Source organism: Parajatrophihabitans canadensis, assembly GCF_053764775.1.
On record NZ_CM132445.1, the window covers coordinates 2,373,274 to 2,391,246 of the forward strand.

The following is a 17,973-nucleotide window of genomic DNA, read 5'->3' on the forward strand; positions in this document are numbered from 1 at the left end:
CCTTTCTACCGCATCGGCCGATCTCGGCTCGGTCGGCAGGCGGCCACCTCGGTCCGACTCTAGCGAGTCGGTGACTGGCCGCGAATTGGGGCACTAGGGCAATCGGCCACCCGGCTCGATTGCGACAACCGAATTGCGTGTGAGGCCCTGCCACAGGGTTTTGCTTGCATGAGCGTGAGGAGGACGTGCCCAATGGCCGTCGTCACTATGAAGAACCTGCTCGATTCCGGCGTCCATTTCGGTCATCAGACTCGCCGCTGGAACCCGAAGATGAAGCGTTTCATCTTCACCGAGCGCAACGGCATTTACATTATCGACCTGCAGCAGACGCTGACCTACATCGACCGTGCTTACGAATTCGTCAAAGAGACGGTCGCCCACGGCGGCAGTGTGATGTTCATCGGCACCAAGAAGCAGGCGCAAGAGGCGATCGCAGAACAGGCGACGCGCGTCGGCATGCCCTACGTCAATCAGCGCTGGCTAGGCGGCATGTTGACGAACTTCTCGACTGTGTACAAGCGGCTGCAGCGCCTGAAGGAACTCGAAGCTCTGGAAGCTGCTGGTTGGGAAGGTACCGCCACAAAGAAGGAGCAGCTGATCTTGACCCGTGAGAAGGTCAAGCTCGAGCGCACCCTCGGTGGCATCCGGGAGATGTCGAAGACGCCAAGCGCAGTCTGGATCGTTGATACCAAAAAGGAGCACATCGCGGTCGGCGAAGCCCACAAACTGGGAATTCCGGTCATCGCGATTCTCGACACGAACTGCGACCCCGACGAGGTCGACTACAAGATCCCGGGCAATGACGATGCGATTCGGAGTGCGGGCCTGTTGACCCGTGTTATCGCCGATGCCGTCGCTGAGGGTCTGATGGCGCGTGCTGGCGCCGCTGCGAACGCCGGTCGGGACGAGAAGCCGGAACCCGGTCAGCTCGGCACGGATGAACCCCTCGCCGATTGGGAGAAGGAACTGCTCAAGCCGACCGAGGTGAGCGAATCCTCCGCCGAGGCAGAGGCTGCGCCCGCACCCGAGGTGGCATCAGCGCAGGACATCGCCGAAGCAGCCGATAGCGACCCGGTTCCCTCGGCGGAGACCGAAGCCCCTAAGGAAGACGCCTAGGCAGTTCAGAGCTACCGACGGGGCGCGCCGGTGTTCGATCTTCGCGATCGGCACTTGGGCGCCCTTCGGCATGAAACGCCTAATCAAGGCGCCAATCGTCGATCCACCTGCCCAGAACGCATCGGGCGGGTGGACTCCAGCTAGACAGATAACCCGCAACTTCATGAGATGGGATCGAGAAGATGGCGATTACCGCCGCTGACGTAAAGAAGCTTCGCGACGCAACCGGCGCGCGGGCATGATGGATGCAAAGAAGGCTCTCGAAGCCGCCGACGGCAACTTTGACAAGGCAGTCGAAGAGCTTCGAATCAAGGGTGCGGGCAAGGCCGCGAAGCGTGGGGCCGAGCGGTCCACCAGCAATGGGCTGGTGGCGGCTGCTGAAAATGCCATGATCGAGTTGGCGTGCGAGACCGACTTCGTGGCCAAGAACGAACAATTTCAGAGCCTTGCCGGCGACATCCTCGCGCACTTCGTCAAGTCCGACGCCACTGATGTGGCATCCCTGCTGAAGGAGACCCTCGCCGACGGCAAGACCGTGGACGAGAGCATCATCGGGTTGAATGCGTTGATCGGCGAGAAGCTCGAGCTTCGAAATGCGGTGAAGCTCTCCGGAAAGGTTGCGAGCTATCTGCACAAGAAGTCTGCCGACCTTCCGCCGCAGGTTGGCGTGCTGGTTTCGTTCACCGGCGACGACGTGAGCGCAGCCCGGGGCGCGGCGATGCAGGTCGCTGCTCTCAAGGCCCAGTATCTGACGCGCGACGATGTGCCGGGCGAGGTGCTCGAGACCGAAAAGCGCGTAGCAGAGGCGACCGCGCGTGAAGAGGGCAAGCCCGAGGCGGCGATAAGCCGCATTGTCGAAGGCCGGGTTACGGGCTTCTACAAGGGCGAAGGCGGCGTACTACTGGATCAGCCGGCAGTGCAGGACAACAAGAAGACGGTCAAGGCACTGCTGGATGAGGCGGGCGTTGCCGTCACCGGATTCGCACGCTTCGACGTCGGCGCCTAAGAGCGGACGGGCTCCGATCCGGCAGTTTGCGGATCGATAGGGCAAGATCTACCGCGACGCACACCAACGAAGAGGGGCCGCCATGACCGAAACTCCTTCCGGGTTCGGCGAGGGGGCCCCTTCTTCGTCCGCCTCCGGTCACCCGATTCCGAAGCCGGGGCCCGTCGGCCACCCGAGCCCGGCAGTTCACTCAAACGCGCCTGCTCAGTCGCGCGCTGTCCCGGAGGGCGACTCGGTCGCGCCAGCCGCGCCACTCGACTTGTTGACCGACCAGACCGCCACTGAAACGAAGCCGAACCGGTATCGGCGGGTCATGCTGAAGCTTTCTGGTGAGGTCTTCGGCGGGGGTGAGGTGGGGGTTGACCCCGACGTGGTTTCTTCCATCGCCCGTCAGATCAGTGACGTGACACGCACTGGAACTCAGGTCGCTGTAGTGGTCGGCGGTGGCAACTTCTTCCGCGGTGCCGAGCTCAGTCAACGAGGCATGGACCGGGACCGCGCAGACTACATGGGCATGCTCGGCACCGTCATGAACTGCCTCGCGCTGCAGGACTTTCTCGAAAAGCGCGGTGTTCCGACGCGCGTCCAGACCGCGATCGCGATGGGCCAGGTCGCTGAACCCTACATACCCCGCAGGGCCGAGCGACACCTTGAGAAAGGTCGCGTCGTCATCTTCGGGGCGGGCGCTGGCATGCCGTACTTCTCGACGGATACGGCTGCAGCTCAGCGCGCTCTCGAGATCGGTTGTCAGGTTCTCCTGATGGGCAAGAACGGCGTCAACGGCGTGTATGACTCCGATCCAAAGAAGAATGCCAATGCAGTCAAGTTCGACACCATCAGCTATGACGAGGTTCTTCAACGTGGCCTGAACGTCGCTGACGCGACAGCATTCAGCCTCTGCCGCGACAATGCCATGCCGATCGTCGTCTTCGATCTTGCAGACGGCAACATCGCTCGCGTCGTCCGCGGTGAGAAGATCGGAACTGTGGTGTCAGCCGCGGGCTAGCCCTGCTGCGTGGCAAGCTGGCATCGCTGGAGTGCGATCAGTATCGGCACGGCCAGTTATGCAGATGATTCAACTGCTCTGGTACAGAAGAGATGTGCAACACCCCGAAATGCAAGGAGATGGACGTGATCGACGAGACCCTCTTCGAGGCCGAGGAGAAGATGGAGAAGGCCGTTAGCGTTTTGCATAACGACCTTGGGGGATTGCGCACCGGACGGGCGTCAGCGAGCGCCTTCAACCGGATAGCGATCGATTACTACGGTGCGATGACTCCGCTGGCACAAGTCGCATCGGTCAGCATCCCCGAAGCCCGGATGGCTGTAATCAAGCCGTACGACGCGGGGCAGTTGGGCGCACTCGAGAGAGCGATCCGTGACAGCGACCTCGGTGTCAACCCAACTAATGACGGCAACATCATTCGGGTGCTGTTTCCGCAGTTGACCGAGGAGCGTCGACGCGAATTCGTCAAGGTGGCCAAGAGCCGCGGCGAGGACGCGAAGGTGTCGATCCGATCGGTCCGACGCCACGCAAATGAGACGTTCAACAAACTCACGAAGGACGGCGAGGTAGGAGAGGACGACGCTCGCCGAGCGGAAGCTGAATTGCAAAAACTCACCGATCGGTATGTAGCGCAGGTCGACGAGTCCGTTCGCGTAAAAGAAGCCGAGCTGCTCGAAGTCTGATGGCTCGCCGTAATTCCGACGATCCGGCGGACAACGAATCCGTCGGGCGACATGGCGGCGCCAGCGGTACCGGGCTCTCAGCTGCCGAACTGATAGCTCGTGCCCGGGCTGACAACCCGCCGTTCGCGGATCAGCCGAATCGGTCAGCGCGGCGCGCAGCCGAACAGGCCGAGGCCATCGTTGAGCGTGAAGCCGCGGCGGCGGAGGAGCCATCCGTACGGCGGCATTTGGCCGTCGTCGATTCGCCTGTACCGATGGCTGTGGAGTCGACCGCTGCGATTGCGGAGGACAAGAAATCACGAGCAGGCCGCAACTTGCCCGCGGCTATCGCCGTTGGAGCGGCACTGGGTGCGCTGATACTGCTGACGCTCTTCCTGTATAGACCGAGTTTTGTGATTGTCGTCGGGATCGCCGCCGCACTCGGCGTCTACGAGATGGTTACTGCCATTTCGACCGTCGAGGCCCGCCCGCCGCTGCTGCCGCTCTTGGTCGGCGGTGTCGCGATGGAGGCCATCGCCTGGTTCCGCGGCCCTGATGGCTTGGTGGGAGCGCTGCTCCTCACCGTGTTGGGCATACTGATCTGGCGCCTGGCCGACGGTGCTTCGGGCTACTTCGCGGATGTGGCTTCGGCGACCCTGGTGTCGCTGTATGTTCCGTTCCTGGCGGGTTTTGCCGCGCTGCTTGCCCATCCTGACGACGGCGCCGCACGGATCGTAATCTTCATTCTGGCGGTCGTATGTTCTGACACCGGGGGTTATGTTGCCGGTGTCCTCATCGGTAAACATCCGATGGCGCCGATGGTGTCGCCCAAGAAGTCTTGGGAGGGCTTCGGCGGGTCCATTCTCGCCAGTTCAGCATGCGGCGTTCTGATGATGGTGTTCTGCTTCCACCAGGACTGGTGGAAGGGAGTGGCTTTCGGCGTCGTGATCGCGGTGACCGCGACCCTGGGTGATCTCGGCGAATCGATGATCAAGCGCGACCTCGGCCTCAAGGACATGGGCAAACTCTTGCCGGGGCACGGCGGCATCATGGACCGGTTGGACTCGCTTCTGCCCTGCGCGCCGATCGCCTATCTGCTCCTCGTCGCGTTTTTGCGGTAGGGCCTGCGATCCGGCGGCGGCGAGCAGCGGGCATTTATCGTGGGACAATGGGAGGTGATATGACCTCCCTACCGCTCGTCTTCGATGCCCCGCGCCGTGGCCTGCCGCCACGCCACCTTGCTGATCTGTCGCAGTCGGAAAGACGCGAGGCCGTAGCTGAGCTTGGCGAGAAGCCATTCCGTGCCGATCAACTGTCCCGGCACTATTTTGGCCGCCTCGAGAATGACCCGGACACCATGACAGACCTTCCAGCGGGCGTCCGAAGCCGACTAGGTCAAGCGTTGCTCCCACCACTTCTCACCGAGGTGCGCCACGTCGAAACCGACAGCGGCACGACTCGCAAAACTCTGTGGAAGCTCCACGACGGCACGCTCGTTGAGAGCGTCTTGATGCGTTACAAGGACCGCTTGACCGTCTGCGTTTCCAGCCAAGCCGGCTGTGGCATGGCGTGTCCGTTCTGCGCCACCGGGCAAGGCGGCCTCAGCCGCAACTTGTCCACCGCGGAGATCGTCGAACAGGTCGCAGCGGCCGCACGTGTGGCGGCCGCTGGCGAGTTGTCCGGCGGAGTGGTCCGGCTGTCGAACGTGGTCTTCATGGGTATGGGCGAGCCGCTCGCAAACTACAAAAGGGTGGCCGCTGCTCTGCATCGCATGGTCGAACCCGCGCCGGCAGGCCTGGGCTTGTCCCAGCGACACATCACGGTGTCGACAGTCGGATTGGTGCCGGCGATCAATCGGCTTGCCGACGAGGGTCTCAACGTCACCCTCGCCGTCTCGCTTCACGCGCCGGACGACGAGCTCCGTAACACCCTCGTCCCGGTCAACACCCGCTGGAGCGTGCGGGAGGTGCTCGAGGCGGCAGATGCCTACGCCGCTCGCACTGGCAGGCGCTACTCGATCGAATACGCCATGATCCGCAACATCAATGACCAGGGATGGCGGGCGGATCTGCTGGGCGAGTTGCTGTCCGGGCGCTTGGCGCACGTGAATCTCATACCGCTGAACCCGACACCAGGTTCGAAATGGGATGCGTCACCGAAGCCGGTCGAAGAGGAGTTCGTTCGGCGCGTCGCGTCATTCGGTGTGTCCATCACAGTGCGAGATACCCGCGGCCGGGAGATCGACGGAGCCTGCGGGCAGCTTGCCGCTAAAGGCTGATTCGCCGAGCTCCGCCCGAGGTCACTCGGACGGCTCAGCGATTGAGGATCCTGCTGACGGACGGCGGCAGCTGTACGTGCTCGGCGAGATCTGGCGCGGGCTCTGCTCGCCCATACTTTGCCGTACGAGGCAGCACGCCGGCCCAGGTATCCGTTGCGACGTCCTCGGGCGGGTCTTCCGGCCAGGCGTCAGAGACTTTGAAGGACCAATCTTCGACGGTCATTTTCAGCACCAGCGTCGCAGCGATCTCCTTCCGGTGTGGTCGTCGGACTTCGCTGACCCGACCGGGAATCAGCGCGTCGGTGAGCGTGTCCAGCGCACTCAGTTGTTCGGTAGCAGGCACTGGCGAGCAGGTGCCGAACAAGACCGCGCTGCGGTAGTGCATCGATGATTCGAAGGCAGATCGTGCCACCACCAAGCCATCTAGGGCTGTCACGCCGACTGATACCTGGCGGCCGTCTGCAACGGAACGTAACCACCGGGATCCACTCGAACCGTGTAACAGGATAGTGGGCGGCTCGCTCGGGTTCGGACCGGCTTCGATGGCAACCGCTATCGGCAGGACGTATGGCTGATGATCGATGACAAAGGCAACGTGAGCGATCGGCATCTCCGCGATTAGTGCTTGCAGGGCGGAGGAATCTTCGCCGGGAAACTTCTGCAGCGTTCTCGTTGGCGTGCTTCTACTCATCTGCGCATCATAGGTGGGTAACAGTCGACTTACGTCGATTCAGAATCTGTTCTGGCGACGCTTCGGGTGCCGTATAACGAGAACTGCCTCGACGATATCGCCTCCAACTGCGCAGTAGCTGTGTTCGGCGGATGATTCCCACTGACCGTGTTCGCCGGCTTGCAGTCGAATGGGTGCGGCCAACGGACCGGCCACCAGAATCCCAGAACTGACAATCAGGTGCTCAATCACACCCGCGCCATGCCCGGGCGAGACCTGGGTACGTCCCGGTCGAACCGTAAGTTGGTATATCTCGGTAGTGGCATCGTCGTCGGCGAACACATCGATGAGCCGGGCTGTGACTGCGTCTCCGCTCAGTCGTGCAGGTGGCGGCGTAGATGCGCCGTCTTCCGTCAGCAGGTATGCCAGGGGAGTGTCGAGCTGGCCGGCGATCGCATAGAGGGTCTCCAATGTCGGATTCCTGCGGCCGGCCTCTATTTCGGAGAGCGTGGCCTTTCCAAGCTTTGCTCGATTTGCCAACGTCGACAGTGACCATCCCCGCGTGCTCCGCAATCCGGTGATTCGCCGACCGATGGCCAAGGCAAGCTCTTCGATGTCGTCTGAGCCGGGAGCGTCCCGAGGCGCGCCTGCATCAACTCGTACGCTAGATGGCTTGCCTTGCGACGGGGACATGACGGTATCGTTCCACATATGGAACGGACCCAGCCACTTGTGGCAGGCGCGATCACTGCGCTGGTCGGGTTCACAAGCTCCTTCACTATTGTCCTGGCCGGCCTGCGGGCCGTCGGCGCTTCTGAACGCCAGGCCGCGTCTGGCTTATTCACGGTCTGCGTGATCATGGGGATCCTGGCAATCTGGGCCGGAGTCAGAACTCATATCCCCGTTAGCATCGCGTGGTCCACTCCCGGGGCCGCACTGCTGTTGGCAACTGGCATGCCCGACGGTGGTTTCGGTACGGCCGTTTGCGCGTTTCTGGTCCGCGGGTGCGCCATCATCCTCACGGGACTGATCGCCCCGCTACGGGGACTAATTCTGGCAATTCCGAAGCCGATCGCAAATGCACTGCTTGCCGGCGTCTTGCTGGAGTTGTGTCTTGTTCCGGTAACCACAGTGCGGCATCAACCGGGCCTTGCCCTACCGATCGTGCTGACCTGGCTGATCCTGTTCCGACTCGCCCGCCGATGGGCGGTACCCGCGGCGATGCTCGTAGCGCTCACCGAGATCGTTGCGCGGGCAGGGGATTCCCGGCTCGGTGACCATTCCATCGTCGCGAGCTTGACCTTTACTGCGCCGCATCTGTCGGTCCAAGCGGTGACTCTGGGTCTGTCGCTGTTCATCGTTACCATGGCTTCGCAGAACGTTCCTGGAATCGCGGTGCTGGATGGTTTCGGCTACCCGGTGCCGGTGCGGGGTGTCTTGCTCGAAACCGGCATCGGAACCGTCGTAGGCGCGACGCTGGGCGGCCACGTCGTCAATCTTGCAGCGATCAGCGCTGCGTTGTGCGCCGGTCCTGATGCTCACCCCGATCGAGACCGGCGATGGGTCGCCTCGGCGTTCGCCGGCTTTTGCTATCTGACCTTTGGCTTCGGCGCGGCGATTCTGTCGGCATTGGTGGCCGTGGCTCCCGCCGGACTCGTAGAGACGGTGGCGGGTCTGGCGCTGTTGGGGACGCTCGGCGCCTCGCTGGCGGCCGCGACTCAGCAAGTGTTGGACGGGCAAGGCCAGGGCTGCCGCGATGCGGCAGTCGTGACGTTTCTGGTGACGGCCTCGGGCGTAAGTATCGGCGGCATCGGATCGGCGCTTTGGGGCCTCGCGGCAGGCTTGGTCATGCTGGCGACGCAAAGCTTGTCGTTTCCCCGTCGAGCTCGCATCAATCTCGAGCTGGCCGAAAGCAAGTCATCAACCGTCGGTCAGAGGCAATAGGTGATCGTCTCGACCGGCCAGCAACCTCAGCGACCGAGCACCCGGTTGACCGCATTTGCGACCCGCGACGAACGCCCATAGCGGCTTTCCGCTCTGTCGGCCCACGTCATCGCGGATAGGCCTGCGTTTGCCCCTAGCCAACGAAGAGGCTCGGGTTCCCACAGTGGCGATTGATGGTTCACCCAAGGCAGCGCCGTCAAGGCAGTCTCGTTTCCGAGAATCAGGTCGGCCAACGTTCGGCCGGCCAGGTTCGTCGTCGAGACCCCATCACCGACGTAGCCGCCGGCCCAGGCGAGGCCGGTTGATCTGTCCAAACCCACGGAGGCCTGCCAGTCCCGTGCGATGCCAAGCGGGCCGCCCCATCTATGTGTGATGCGCGCCGTGGAGGTGATCGGTAGCAGTTCGGTGAGGCCGCTGCGCAGGGCATCGAACACAGCTGGCACCCGGTCGTAGCTCGGTGAGATTGCCGAGCCGAAGTGATACGGGGCGCCGCGACCCCCGAACACCAGCCTGTCGTCGGCGGTTCGCTGGCCGTAGATGATCAGGTGCCGAAGATCGGTGAATGTCTCGCGATGGGCGAGGCCGATTTCGTCCCACACCCTCGCCGAGAGCGGCTCGGTCGCGAGCATCAGCGAGTACACCGGAACGACAGTGCGCTTGTGGCCGCGCAATCGCGGCGTAAAACCCTCGGTTGCCCGCACGATGAAATCGGCTCGAAGGGTTCCGCCGGCGGTGATCACGCGCCCAGGACGAATGGACTCCGCGAAAGTCTGCTCAAAGATCCGCACGCCGAGCGCCTCGACCCTGGCCGCCAGGCTCCGTACCAACTTCGCGGGATGGATCGCTGCGCAGTGCGGTGTGTAGACGCCCCCGACCGTCGATTGAGCGTTGAGGCGCTGACGCGTTTCGGACTCGTCGAGCAGCGTGAGATCAGCCGATGAGAAGCCGAACGCCCTCGCCTCTTCGATCTCCTGGCGTGCTCGATCCAACTGAGCCGCACTGCGGGCGAGGGTTATCGTTCCGCCTTGTCGCCAATCGGCTCTCAGCCCGTCCGACTCGATGACTCTTCCGACCTCGGTGACTGTCTGCTGCATGGCCCGGTATTGACGAATCGCCGCATCTTCTCCATATTCTCGGGCAAGCGCCGTTAGAGAAGTCGGAAACAGCGCGGAGCACCAACCGCCGTTACGACCTGATGCACCGAAGCCCGCGACCTCGGCCTCGACGACAGCAATGCGCAAGTCCGGCGCGGCCTGTTTTAGGTAGTAAGCCGTCCACAGACCTGTGTAACCAGCACCGACTATCGCCACGTCTACTCCGCGGTGCGGATCCGTTTGCGACAAGCCGAACGCAGGTCTCGGACTCGGAGAGTCCCAGACGGCCGGATTCGGAGAGTCCCAGGCAGTCTCGTGCCAGAGCGAGAGCGCTTGGTATGTATCGATACTGGTTCCGCCCTTCGGCGCAGTGGGATTGCCCTTCCGGCCAGCGCGCTAGACCTTCCGCAGGTCGTGCCTACGCGAGCACCTCAGCCAGTGTGCGGCTCGTGTACCCATGGGCTTCGGCTACCGGCTTGTTGGTGAGTTCACCGGCGTAGGTGTTCAGGCCCAGGGCGAGCGCGTGGTCGGCGCGCAGGGCATCCTTCCAACCCCGATTCGCAAGTTCGACGGCATAGGGCAGGGTGACGTTGGTCAGGGCGTAGGTCGAGGTGTGAGGCACCGCGCCGGGCATGTTTGCAACGCAATAGAAAATTGAATTGTGAACCTGGTAGGTGGGTTCGGCGTGCGTCGTCGGTCGTGAATCTTCGAAACAGCCACCCTGATCGATCGAAATGTCGACGAGGACCGAACCTGGTTTCATTCGCGAGACCAGCTCATTGCTGATAATTTTTGGCGCCTTGGCGCCCGGTACGAGTACGGCGCCGATCACGAGATCTGCGTCCAGTACGGCCTTCTCGACTTCGTAGGCGTTCGAAGCGATGGTCTGACAGTGCCCTTGGTAGATGGCGTCCATCTGTCGCAATCGGGCGACGTTGCGATCGAGCAGCAGTACTTCTGCCTGCATGCCGAGCGCGATCGCCGCCGCGTTCTGTCCAGACACGCCCGCACCGATCACAACGACCTTGGCTGCGTAGACGCCGGGTACGCCGCCCATCAGCACACCGCGGCCACCGCCCTGTCGCATGAGGTGATACGAACCAACCTGCGGTGCGAGCCGACCTGCCACCTCGGACATCGGCGCAAGCAACGGCAACGAGTTGTCCGGAAGTTGGACGGTCTCGTAGGCGATGCCGGTGGTTCCGGCCCTGAGCAAGGCATCGGTGCATGCCTTGTCAGCAGCGAGATGGAGATAGGTGAACAGTGTCTGGTCCGAGCGCATGCGACCGTACTCTTCGGCGATCGGCTCCTTCACCTTAAGAATCAGGTCGGCGGTCTGCCAGATGTCATCCGCTGTCTCGAGTATCTTCGCGCCAGCTGCGACATAGTCTTCGTTGGGCAGAGCGGACCCGACGCCGGCGTCTGTCTCGATGAAGACCTCGTGACCATTGCGAACGAGTTCGTTGACGCCCGCTGGCGTGATTGCGACCCGGTACTCGTGGTTCTTGATCTCGCGGGGGATCCCGACCTTCATGAAGCGCCTCCATCGTTACTGGTCAATTCAATTCAACACTGGGCGCGTTCTCGCGGCCACCTGTCGCTGATTGACAATGAGAATGAACTATCGGGGAGTCTCTCGCTAGTGAGATGAACAATATTCTGTCAATATGGGGATGTGGCAACCAGAAGTGCGGATCAATCCCGAAAAGAAGGCCTTTCACCGAACAGACTGCGGCCAGCTGGGCGGGCTCCCACCGAGCCGACAGTGAACGCAACTAGCAGCGCAACTAGTAAGGCGACTAGCAGGGAGCAGACTCCTTCTCTCGATGCAGTTGATCGGGCGATTCTTGAGCGCCTCGCCGAAGACGCACGACTACCCAACAACGCTCTGGCGAATGCTGTTGGCGTGGCCCCTTCGACCTGCCTGGGGCGGGTCCGCTCCCTCCGAGAACGGGGAGTGATCCGGGGCTTCCACGCGGATATCGATCCGGCCGCGGTTGGCCGAGGTATTCAGGCGATGATCGCCGTGCGGCTGCAGGCCGATGCCCGTAGCCACATGCAGGAATTTGCTGCGAGCGTGTCTGCGCTGCCAGAGGTGCTCAACGTGTTCTTTCTTGCGGGCGCGGACGATTTTCTCGTTCACGTCGCCGCTCGTGGGACTGAAAACCTCCGGGACTTCGTGGTCGTCAACCTCAGTGGTAATCCAGACGTCGCTTTGACCGAAACGAACTTGATTTTCGAGCACATTCGGGCCGGCGCACCGTATTGAGCGGCCCGCGCCAGAGGCCTTTTGGCAGCAGTCGGAATCACTTCCACTGTGCGGCGAGGTGTTCACCCAATGCTGTGCCTGACAACCAGGCGCTCTCGACGCGCGGGGCACCCTGCGGGCACCACGCATCTCCGGCGACTCCTAATATCGCGCCATTGCCCCGGCCGTCTGGTGGACCTCCGTCGTCCGCTCGCCTCCCGCCGTCTCCGTCCGCGACAATTGGGAACCAACCAAAGGGCTCTGGGTGAGCGCGCGACGGCTTGGCTACCGACCAGCGATGCGTCGCCGCCCAGTCGGGCGGGTCGACGATGCCGAATCGTTCGCGCAGCGTGGCCAAAACCGGCTTTATTGCCTCACGTGGATCGTGCTGGCATTTCTGTGCCAGCGCTGCCGTGGTGTGTACCACCAAGACCGGGGCAGCATCACCGCGCCGAGCGCCATCGTCGGCTACAAATGAGATATCGCTGCTTTCATTGACGAATACACCATCGCTGAAGCCCCACTGCCTCTTAGCCCAGCCAAGGCTGACGGCAATAGTCGATTCGAAGGCGATGTCGAGACGTGCGCGCTCAGATTGCAGGGCTGAAGACTGCGACAGCAGCTGCCGCGCCTGCGGATCGGGCATTGCCAGCACGACGTTGCGACTCATCAGACCCGCACAAGTGAACGTGCTCTCGCGCCAGTCGACGGAATCAACATAGCCCGACAGGCGTACTTCGAGGTTGTCGGTCTGCTGGATCAGATCTTTGACGAGTGATTGCAGTCCGTGGGTGGCGGCCCAACGTACGGGTCCCGGCTCGAGCGGTGCCGCGACTGCCCGCTCCGATTCACGAGGCGGGTCCACATCAAAGCTGGCCGTCCATTCCCGAACGAGTCCAGACGATTGCCAGCGGCGGACGACCGAAGCGAAGCCATCGTCGGACACGGTGAAGTAAGAGGCGCCGATGTCGACGCGTCGGCCGCGAGTCAGCGGTGAGGCCATCCGTCCGCCGGGCGAACTAGCACGTTCGAGTAGACACACACCAATTCCGCGCTCGGCCAGGAAGCGCGCACACGCTGCCCCGGCAATACCCGCTCCCACGACGAGAACCTGCGGATTGCGGTTCACCTGCATACCCTAACGCCATCCGTGTAGCGCCCGCACCGCCCGCGCGTGCTGGGCGCTACACGGATGATCCCCCCAATACGCTCGCTAGATCTTGTTCGCGCCTTCGAGCAGGACACCACGAAGGATCTGCTCGATCTCGTCAAACTCCGCCTGTCCGCAGGTCAATGGGGGCGCCAGCTGAATGACCGGATCGCCGCGATCGTCGGCACGGCAGTAGAGACCGGCGTCGAAGAGCGCCTTGGACAGGAACCCCCGCAGCAAGCGTTCGGATTCGTCGTCGTCGAAGGTCTCCTTTGTGATCTTGTTCTTGACGAGTTCGATGCCGTAGAAGTAGCCGTCGCCACGGATGTCTCCTACGATTTCGAGATCGTGCAACTTCTCAAGCGTGTTTCGGAAGGCGCCTTCGTTATCCAGAACGCGCTGGTTCAGGCGCTCCTTCTCGAAGAGATCCAGATTTGCCATGGCGACGGCCGACGACACTGGATGTCCGCCGAAGGTGTAACCGTGCGGGAAGTAGGTCGTGCCTTTGAGGAATGGCTCGGCGAGACGATCCGAAATCACACAGGCGCCGATGGGCGAATACCCCGACGTCATTCCTTTGGCGCAGATGATCATGTCCGGCACGTAGTCAAACTTTTCGCACGCAAAGGTGGGACCGAGTCGTCCGAAAGCACAAATGGTCTCATCCGACACGAGCAGGACGTCGTACTCGTCGCAGATTTCGCGAACTCGCTGGAAGTAGCCGGGCGGCGGAGGAAAACACCCTCCAGAATTTTGCACGGGTTCTAAGAACACGGCCGCGACAGATTCCGGGCCCTCCATCACGATGGCGGCCTCGATCTGGTCGGCGGCCCACCGCCCGAAGGCAACCGGGTCATCACCATGTACCGGAGCCCGATAGATATTGGTGTTGGGTACCTTGTGTGCGCCAGGCACCAGCGGCTCGAACATCGTTTTTGCAGCGGGGATACCTGTGATCGACAGGGCACCCTGGGGCGTGCCGTGATAGGCGACGTAGCGCGAAATTACCTTGTACTTCTCAGGCTTTCCGGTGAGCTTGAAATATTGCTTGGCAAGTTTCCACGCGGTCTCTACTGCTTCACCGCCGCCAGTCGTGAAGAATATGCGGTTCAGATCGCCAGGCGCGGCATCCGCGAGTCGTTCAGCGAGCTGGATCGCCTGCGGATGTGCATAAGACCACAGCGGAAAGTAAGCCAACTCGCTAGCCTGCTTGGCTGCCGCCTCGGCTAACTCGCGCCGCCCGTGGCCAACCTGGACGGTGAACAGGCCGGACAGCCCATCGAGGTAGCGACGGCCGTGGATGTCATAGATGTATGAGCCTTCGCCGCGGACGATGATCGGAACCGGTGAGGTTTCATAGGTTGACAGGCGCGTGAAGTGCATCCACAAGTGGTCACGTGCTGAATTCGAAAGCGCATCGGCATTGTGCTCGCCGAAGAGCTGGTCGGTGTTTGCGTTTGGTGTCATGCGATACCCCAGTTGTAGGTCTGCTTCTTCAGCTTCAGGTACACGAACGTTTCGGTGCGCCGGACTCCAGGTAACTTGCGGATCCGGTCATTTATCAACTCCAACAGATGGTCGTCGTCGATGACGACCGCCTCGATAAGGATGTCGAAGGAGCCGGCGGTCAGGACGACGTAGACGACCTCGGGTATGTCAACCAACAGATTCGCGGCCTCGTCCAGGTCGCCCTCGACATTGATGCCGACCATGACCTGACGGTCAAAGCCAATCTGTCGCGGATCAGTCACTGCCACGATCTGGACCGTTCCCGAGTCGACGAGTTTTTGCACTCTCTGACGCACAGCTGCCTCCGAAAGGCCGACCGCCTTGCCGATCGAGGCGTATGGGCGTCGCCCGTCCTGCTGCAATTGCTCGATGATTGCCTTCGAGATGCCATCGGGCCGGCCCTTCGAATCAGCCACCTACGAATAATGCGTGATTAAGGGCTGAATTGCAAGCGAATCCGTAGATATTTGGACGAGAATCCACTGAATCAGCATGAGTGGGACGTCCCGCGGCTGGTAGAACTGACGACATGTCACGCTATGGCCCGCAGTTCGGCCCTGATATCACCTTTCTCGGAGTGCAACGTTGCGATTGGGCGGACGCTGGGTCGTATGCCGGCGCTGACGTCGTCATTCTTGGTGCTCCCTTTGACGGCGGAACCTCGCATCGGCCCGGTACGAGGTTCGGGCCGCAATATATCCGCCAGACCTGCTATCTCCCACACGATGGCAGCAGGCCATCACTGGCCATGCGGGTGGACGCCTTGCAGGACCTCAAGGTCTTCGACGCCGGTGACGTGGAGATGTATTCCGGCGATGCCGAACGTTCTGTGCACGACCTGCAGCGAGCCGTCTATACCGTCACGGCAACGGGCGCAATTCCGTTGATTCTGGGTGGCGACCATACGATCGCTTGGCCTGATGCTGCCGGTGTGGCGCAGCACCTGGGTCAGGGTCGGATCTCGATGATTCATTTCGACGCCCATGCCGACACCGGCGACATAACCTTTGGCTCGCTCGTAGGCCACGGCCAACCGATGCGTCGCCTCATCGAGTCGGGCGCGCTGCGCGGTGATCGATTTCTACAGCTAGGTCTGCGTGGGTACTGGCCACCACCGGAGATTCTCAGTTGGATGGCCGATCAGCGCATGCGCTCCTTCGAGATGACCGAGATAACCGCCCGGGGTCTCGATGAATGTCTGTCTGAGGCCTTTGAGATCGCAACTGACGATTGTGACGGCGTTTTTCTGTCGGTCGACATAGACGTTTGCGATCCCGGCCATGCTCCGGGAACCGGCACGCCGGAGCCAGGTGGCCTCACGGCGCGACAATTACTCGATTCAGTTCGGCGCATCGCGTACGAACTGCCGATCGTCGGAGTCGACCTCGTGGAGGTATCACCGCCCTATGATCACGCAGAGATCACGAGCTTTCTCGCCAACCGGGTGGTTCTGGAGGTACTCAGCGGCATCGCCCGCCGCCGTAAAGACGCCGCTGACGGTACGAGGTGGGATCCTCGACAGCCGTTACTCGACGGACGATAACGGCTGCACTCGACCGGGTACCGAGTACTGAGAACCACAGACTGCAGCATCCTGGGCAAAGCCTCATCCTGAATCCGCAGTATCGGTGCTTCAATGCGTTGCAAAGTTTTCGTAGCCAGAAACTACGATGGGAGATCGATCTCGTGAAGCTGCTCATTCTCGGAGCCGGTGGAGTTGGTTCGGCGGCCGCCAAGATTGCCGCCCGACGCAAGGTTTTCGAATCGGTCCTCGTCGCTGATTTTGACCCGGCACGGGCCGAGAAGGCTGTTCGCGACACCGCCGACGAACGGTTTCTCGCAGCCCAGGTCGACGCTTCCGATCAGCAGGCTGTTCAGCTGCTGATCGAGAGTCATGGCATCGACCTCGTGCTTGGTGCAACCGACCCACGATTTACTATGCCAATCTTCGAAGCTGCGCTCGCCAGCAATGTCCACTACATGGACATGGCAATGTCCTTGTCGAAACCTCACCCGACAGATCCCTTCGCGAAGGTCGGCGTGAAGTTGGGGGATGAGCAGTTTGCCTTGTCCGAGCAATGGGAAGCCTCTGGCAAGATCGCGCTCGTCGGTGCCGGGGTCGAACCAGGCCTGGCCGATGTCTTCGCGCGGTACGCCGCAGATCACCTGTTCAGTGAGATCGAGGAGTTGGGCGTGCGCGACGGCGCGAACCTGACCGTCCGCGGCTACGATTTCGCGCCGTCCTTCTCGATTTGGACGACGATCGAAGAATGCCTCAATCCACCCGTCATCTGGGAGAAAGATCGGGGCTGGTACACGACCGAGCCGTTCAGCGAGGCTGAGGTGTTCGACTTTCCAGAGGGCATCGGAAGGGTCGAGTGCGTCAACGTCGAGCATGAAGAGGTAATCCTGATGCCGCGCTGGATCGACACCAAGCGCGTCACCTTCAAATACGGCCTGGGTGACGAGTTCATAGAGGTCCTCAAGACCTTGCACAAGCTTGGACTGGACTCGACAACAAAGCTGCAGGTCGGCGATGCGTCGGTGAGTCCGAGGGATGTGGTGGCTGCGGCACTACCCAATCCAGCTGAACTCGGCGACAAGATGAGCGGTAAGACTTGCGCCGGAGTCTGGGTACGCGGGTTGGGCAAGGACGGTCAGCCACGTTCTACGTATCTCTATCACGTGGTGGACAACGATTGGTCGATGGCGGAGTACCAGTCACAGGCAGTGGTGTGGCAGACCGCGGTGAATCCCATCGTTGCCTGTGAACTTATTGCTACCGGAATCTGGACCGGTGCGGGCGTGCTCGGCCCAGAGGCGTTCGACGCCGTTCCATTTCTGGACCTGCTGGCCGACTCGAAAGACGGCTACGGCTCTGCGTGGGGGATCAAAGAAGTCGAATAGCAGACTAGTTGCGCCACTGTGTCTTGCGGCGCTGACGATCCCAGATCAGGCCGCCGGCGAGGACGAGCATCGTCAGCACGATGCCCAGAGCGCCAGCGAGGTTGTAGTGGGTGGTAGTCAGATAGAGCCCAAGCACGATCACTGAGAACCAGCCCATGATCTGTCGGCCGGTGCTGAACTCGTGGTGCCAGCCCCAGTCTTCCGGACGTTCATGCTCAGCGTGAGCGTCGGAGCCGTCCGTCAGCTGGTTTCCGTGTTCGGCTGCCATGTGACACTCACTCCCGATACCTGTTGATCTGTTGGGACTTGATCTGTTGGGACTTGATCTGCTCGAAACTAACCGACTGGACGCGAGTCGACCTCGATGTACTTGAGGTGTCGGG

The 17,973-nt window shown here is 61.8% G+C and carries 17 protein-coding genes and 1 pseudogene; 10 read left to right on the forward strand and 8 right to left on the reverse strand.

What is annotated here, in order from left to right; translation table 11 throughout:
* The first annotated feature begins 192 nt into the window (after positions 1-192).
* The 6 genes and pseudogenes from rpsB to rlmN all read left to right on the forward strand — a co-directional run bounded on the left by rpsB (position 193) and on the right by rlmN (position 6,068).
* Entirely contained in the window at positions 193-1,116 is a 924-nt protein-coding gene (gene rpsB, locus ACSMXN_RS11565) for a 30S ribosomal protein S2 (protein WP_022912399.1), read from the forward strand.
* 182 nt (positions 1,117-1,298) lie between these two features.
* Positions 1,299-2,122 (forward strand): annotated as a pseudogene (gene tsf, locus ACSMXN_RS11570) (translation elongation factor Ts).
* Between the two features lie 313 nt (positions 2,123-2,435).
* Positions 2,436-3,128, forward strand: a complete 693-nt coding sequence (pyrH, locus tag ACSMXN_RS11575; RefSeq protein WP_051148815.1) for a UMP kinase — start codon at positions 2,436-2,438, stop codon at positions 3,126-3,128.
* A 125-nt stretch (positions 3,129-3,253) separates the two neighbouring features.
* On the forward strand, positions 3,254-3,811 hold the full coding sequence (frr, locus tag ACSMXN_RS11580) for a ribosome recycling factor (protein ID WP_027139218.1): 558 nt from the start codon (positions 3,254-3,256) through the stop codon (positions 3,809-3,811).
* Positions 3,811-4,911 carry a phosphatidate cytidylyltransferase gene (locus tag ACSMXN_RS11585; RefSeq protein ID WP_022912403.1) on the forward strand — a complete coding sequence of 367 codons (1,101 nt, stop codon included), beginning with the start codon at positions 3,811-3,813 and terminating at the stop codon, positions 4,909-4,911. The genes frr and ACSMXN_RS11585 overlap by 1 nt, the downstream gene beginning before the upstream one ends.
* 59 nt (positions 4,912-4,970) lie before the next feature.
* The gene (gene rlmN / locus ACSMXN_RS11590; RefSeq protein ID WP_022912404.1) at positions 4,971-6,068 is read left to right on the forward strand and encodes a 23S rRNA (adenine(2503)-C(2))-methyltransferase RlmN; all 1,098 of its coding nucleotides are present in this window, start codon (positions 4,971-4,973) and stop codon (positions 6,066-6,068) included.
* 34 nt (positions 6,069-6,102) lie between these two features.
* Here the strand turns inward: rlmN and ACSMXN_RS11595 are convergent, their stop codons facing one another.
* On the reverse strand, positions 6,103-6,759 hold the full coding sequence (locus tag ACSMXN_RS11595) for a pyridoxamine 5'-phosphate oxidase family protein (protein ID WP_022912405.1): 657 nt from the start codon (positions 6,757-6,759) through the stop codon (positions 6,103-6,105).
* Positions 6,760-6,798: 39 nt separating this feature from the next.
* Entirely contained in the window at positions 6,799-7,431 is a 633-nt protein-coding gene (locus ACSMXN_RS11600; RefSeq protein WP_081649027.1) for an XRE family transcriptional regulator, read from the reverse strand.
* Positions 7,432-7,449: 18 nt separating this feature from the next.
* Here ACSMXN_RS11600 and ACSMXN_RS11605 point away from each other — a divergent pair, with 18 nt between their 5' ends.
* Complete coding sequence (locus tag ACSMXN_RS11605) at positions 7,450-8,682, forward strand: benzoate/H(+) symporter BenE family transporter (RefSeq protein WP_022912407.1); 1,233 nt, start codon at positions 7,450-7,452, stop codon at positions 8,680-8,682.
* Positions 8,683-8,708: 26 nt separating this feature from the next.
* Here the strand turns inward: ACSMXN_RS11605 and ACSMXN_RS11610 are convergent, their stop codons facing one another.
* Entirely contained in the window at positions 8,709-10,124 is a 1,416-nt protein-coding gene (locus ACSMXN_RS11610; RefSeq protein WP_027139221.1) for an NAD(P)/FAD-dependent oxidoreductase, read from the reverse strand.
* A gap of 70 nt (positions 10,125-10,194) precedes the next feature.
* Positions 10,195-11,310, reverse strand: coding sequence for an alanine dehydrogenase (gene ald / locus ACSMXN_RS11615; RefSeq protein ID WP_022912409.1), 1,116 nt, complete (start codon positions 11,308-11,310; stop codon positions 10,195-10,197).
* A gap of 231 nt (positions 11,311-11,541) precedes the next feature.
* On the opposite strand from ald, the gene ACSMXN_RS11620 reads away from it, so the two are divergent.
* Complete coding sequence (locus ACSMXN_RS11620; RefSeq protein ID WP_022912410.1) at positions 11,542-12,045, forward strand: Lrp/AsnC family transcriptional regulator; 504 nt, start codon at positions 11,542-11,544, stop codon at positions 12,043-12,045.
* Between the two features lie 37 nt (positions 12,046-12,082).
* On the opposite strand, the gene ACSMXN_RS11625 is transcribed toward ACSMXN_RS11620, so the two are convergent.
* The 3 genes from ACSMXN_RS11625 to ACSMXN_RS11635 form a co-directional block, all read right to left on the reverse strand.
* Positions 12,083-13,153 carry an NAD(P)/FAD-dependent oxidoreductase gene (locus ACSMXN_RS11625; RefSeq protein WP_455407753.1) on the reverse strand — a complete coding sequence of 357 codons (1,071 nt, stop codon included), beginning with the start codon at positions 13,151-13,153 and terminating at the stop codon, positions 12,083-12,085.
* An 84-nt stretch (positions 13,154-13,237) separates the two neighbouring features.
* Positions 13,238-14,641, reverse strand: coding sequence for an aspartate aminotransferase family protein (locus ACSMXN_RS11630; RefSeq protein ID WP_022912412.1), 1,404 nt, complete (start codon positions 14,639-14,641; stop codon positions 13,238-13,240).
* Positions 14,638-15,099 (reverse strand): Lrp/AsnC family transcriptional regulator, encoded by a 462-nt coding sequence (locus ACSMXN_RS11635; RefSeq protein WP_022912413.1) that lies wholly within the window; start codon positions 15,097-15,099, stop codon positions 14,638-14,640. Before ACSMXN_RS11635 ends, ACSMXN_RS11630 begins: the two co-directional genes overlap by 4 nt.
* A gap of 113 nt (positions 15,100-15,212) precedes the next feature.
* On the opposite strand from ACSMXN_RS11635, the gene speB reads away from it, so the two are divergent.
* The gene (gene speB, locus ACSMXN_RS11640; protein WP_022912414.1) at positions 15,213-16,226 is read left to right on the forward strand and encodes an agmatinase; all 1,014 of its coding nucleotides are present in this window, start codon (positions 15,213-15,215) and stop codon (positions 16,224-16,226) included.
* A 143-nt stretch (positions 16,227-16,369) separates the two neighbouring features.
* The gene (locus tag ACSMXN_RS11645) at positions 16,370-17,590 is read left to right on the forward strand and encodes a saccharopine dehydrogenase C-terminal domain-containing protein (RefSeq protein WP_022912415.1); all 1,221 of its coding nucleotides are present in this window, start codon (positions 16,370-16,372) and stop codon (positions 17,588-17,590) included.
* Between the two features lie 4 nt (positions 17,591-17,594).
* On the opposite strand, the gene ACSMXN_RS11650 is transcribed toward ACSMXN_RS11645, so the two are convergent.
* The gene (locus ACSMXN_RS11650; protein WP_022912416.1) at positions 17,595-17,858 is read right to left on the reverse strand and encodes a DUF2631 domain-containing protein; all 264 of its coding nucleotides are present in this window, start codon (positions 17,856-17,858) and stop codon (positions 17,595-17,597) included.
* Positions 17,859-17,973 lie beyond the last annotated feature (115 nt).